This window comes from Flavobacterium sp. LM5 (genome assembly GCF_002017945.1).
In the GTDB taxonomy this organism is placed as follows: domain Bacteria; phylum Bacteroidota; class Bacteroidia; order Flavobacteriales; family Flavobacteriaceae; genus Flavobacterium; species Flavobacterium succinicans.
In genome coordinates this window covers 1-3,171 of record NZ_MUFX01000059.1, presented here as the reverse complement: position 1 = coordinate 3,171, position 3,171 = coordinate 1, and the positions used below count along the sequence as shown (strand labels likewise).

The following is a 3,171-nucleotide window of genomic DNA, read 5'->3' as shown; positions in this document are numbered from 1 at the left end:
GGTTTCATTGGAGTTAGTCATTGGAGTTAGTTTGATTTTTCAAATTTAAACAATTAAAATAGTTTTAGGTATTTTGATTTGGAGATTAACACTAGTACAATGACGAGCTTCACAAGATACATCGAAGAATCTCAACGCTTAACTCTAGAATAAAGCAAAGTCTTTGTACCTTTGCGCCATAGAAAATAGAAGAAAATGATTCAAATAGGAAAATACAATACCCTAACCATTTTAAGAGATACCAAAGTAGGTTTGTTTTTAGGCAACCCTGAGCAAGACCCAGAAGGAATACACGATATTCTTTTACCTAACAAATATGTTCCAAACGAATTTGAAATTGGAGAGGAATTGATAGTTTTTGTGTATTTAGACCACGAACAACGACCTGTAGCAACAACTTTAGAGCCTTATATTTTATTGAATGAATTTGCTTTACTAAGAGTAAATTACATCAACCAAGTAGGTGCTTTTATGGATTGGGGAATGGAGAAAGATATTTTGGTTCCCTTCAAAGAGCAAGCGCGTCCTATGGAAAAAGGAAAGCGTTATTTGGTGTATTTGTATATGGATGAAAAACGAATCGATTGGTTGCGTCTAGTAAAACCAATCAGTTTTTGAGTAATGATGTCCTTACTGTTGAAAAAGGAGAAGAAGTAGATTTAATTGTTTCGCATATTACCGAGATTGGGATTAACGTAATCATCAACGAAAAACATAAAGGCTTGCTTTACAAAGACGAAGTATATGATGATGCCATTCGAACTGGGGACAGAATGCGAGGCTACATCAAAAATATTCGCCCTGATAATAAGATTGATGTTTCGTTGCAAATTCAAGGTTATCAAAGTATTGAGCCTAATGCTGAAAAGATTTTGAATGAATTAAGAGCAAGTCGCGGTTTCTTGCGATTAAATGATAATTCGCATCCAGAAGACATTAAAACTGTTTTGAAGATGAGCAAAAAAACATTCAAAAAAGCAATTGGTGCTTTGTACAGAGATAAAGTAATTGAGATTAAAGAAGACGGGATTTATTTGATTCAAGAATAATTCTAACAGTATAAAATAAAAAAAGGCTAATCGATATACGGTTAGCCTTTTCTCTTTTGACGACAAATTGTCTTCAAAAAGGATGCATTCGTAAGGTCTTTGTATCACCTGAAAAACAACAGTTTTTAACGAAAAGTAACTGCTTATAATAGATTAACTTAAGTGTAAAATACCTATTGAATGTTTTGCCTTTAAATGGAATTTTCGATTGGTTCAAAATAATTGAATTAACCTTGCAATAAAACCATTAGTTCTTATATAAATTGTAAGGATTCGATTGTGGTTTTACTCCCTTATTTCTTTTAGGTAACCAAATTGAAACACTTATTGTTAACTGTAGGTGCTACTATTATGTTCTAGTATTTTTTGCAAACGAATCATCCATTTGCCCAATTGTTTTTGAAGTAGATTTTATCATTCTTTCCGAAAAAATTGAGCGACATTTTTTTTAACTAATTTCAAAAGCTTTCATTTTTAAGGTCAAAATTCAGTTAACAAATCACGAACTCAAAAAAGAGTACTTTAACTTATTGCATAATTAAACGTTTACTCATTTTTTAGCTTAGTTCGTGGATTTTTACAACTGAATTTTGACCAATTTAGAAAATGAAAGCTTTTGAAATTAGTTAAAAAAAATGTCGCTCAATTTTTTTCGGAAAGAATGATAAAATCTACTTCAAAAACAATTGGGCAAATGGATGATTCGTTTGCAAAAAATACTAGAACATAATAGTAGCACCTACAGTTAACAATAAGTGTTTCAATTTGGTTACCTAAAAGAAATAAGGGAGTAAAACCACAATCGAATCCTTACAATTTATATAAGAACTAATGGTTTTATTGCAAGGTTAATTCAATTATTTTGAACCAATCGAAAATTCCATTTAAAGGCAAAACATTCAATAGGTATTTTACACTTAAGTTAATCTATTATAAGCAGTTACTTTTCGTTAAAAACTGTTGTTTTTCAGGTGATACAAAGACCTTACGAATGCATCCTTTTTGAAGACAATTTGTCGTCAAAAGAGAAAAGGCTAACCGTATATCGATTAGCCTTTTTTTATTTTATACTGTTAGAATTATTCTTGAATCAAATAAATCCCGTCTTCTTTAATCTCAATTACTTTATCTCTGTACAAAGCACCAATTGCTTTTTTGAATGTTTTTTTGCTCATCTTCAAAACAGTTTTAATGTCTTCTGGATGCGAATTATCATTTAATCGCAAGAAACCGCGACTTGCTCTTAATTCATTCAAAATCTTTTCAGCATTAGGCTCAATACTTTGATAACCTTGAATTTGCAACGAAACATCAATCTTATTATCAGGGCGAATATTTTTGATGTAGCCTCGCATTCTGTCCCCAGTTCGAATGGCATCATCATATACTTCGTCTTTGTAAAGCAAGCCTTTATGTTTTTCGTTGATGATTACGTTAATCCCAATCTCGGTAATATGCGAAACAATTAAATCTACTTCTTCTCCTTTTTCAACAGTAAGGACATCATTACTCAAAAACTGATTGGTTTTACTAGACGCAACCAATCGATTCGTTTTTTCATCCATATACAAATACACCAAATAACGCTTTCCTTTTTCCATAGGACGCGCTTGCTCTTTGAAGGGAACCAAAATATCTTTCTCCATTCCCCAATCCATAAAAGCACCTACTTGGTTGATGTAATTTACTCTTAGTAAAGCAAATTCATTCAATAAAATATAAGGCTCTAAAGTTGTTGCTACAGGTCGTTGTTCGTGGTCTAAATACACAAAAACTATCAATTCCTCTCCAATTTCAAATTCGTTTGGAACATATTTGTTAGGTAAAAGAATATCGTGTATTCCTTCTGGGTCTTGCTCAGGGTTGCCTAAAAACAAACCTACTTTGGTATCTCTTAAATGGTTAGGGTATTGTATTTTCCTATTTGAATCATTTTCTTCTATTTTCTATGGCGCAAAGGTACAAAGACTTTGCTTTATTCTAGAGTTAAGCGTTGAGATTCTTCGATGTATCTTGTGAAGCTCGTCATTGTACTAGTGTTAATCTCCAAATCAAAATACCTAAAACTATTTTAATTGTTTAAATTTGAAAAAATCAAACTAACTCCAATGAAACCAACTGT

2 pseudogenes are annotated in these 3,171 nt (G+C 31.7%); one reads left to right on the top strand and one right to left on the bottom strand.

The annotated features are described in order from the left end of the window. Nucleotides 1-195 precede the first annotated feature (195 nt). A pseudogene (locus BXU11_RS17520) lies at nucleotides 196-1,049 on the top strand (S1 RNA-binding domain-containing protein). 1,079 nt (nucleotides 1,050-2,128) lie between these two features. Here BXU11_RS17520 and BXU11_RS17515 read toward each other — a convergent pair. Next, nucleotides 2,129-2,982, bottom strand: a pseudogene (locus BXU11_RS17515) (S1 RNA-binding domain-containing protein). Between the last annotated feature and the right edge of the window lie 189 nt (nucleotides 2,983-3,171).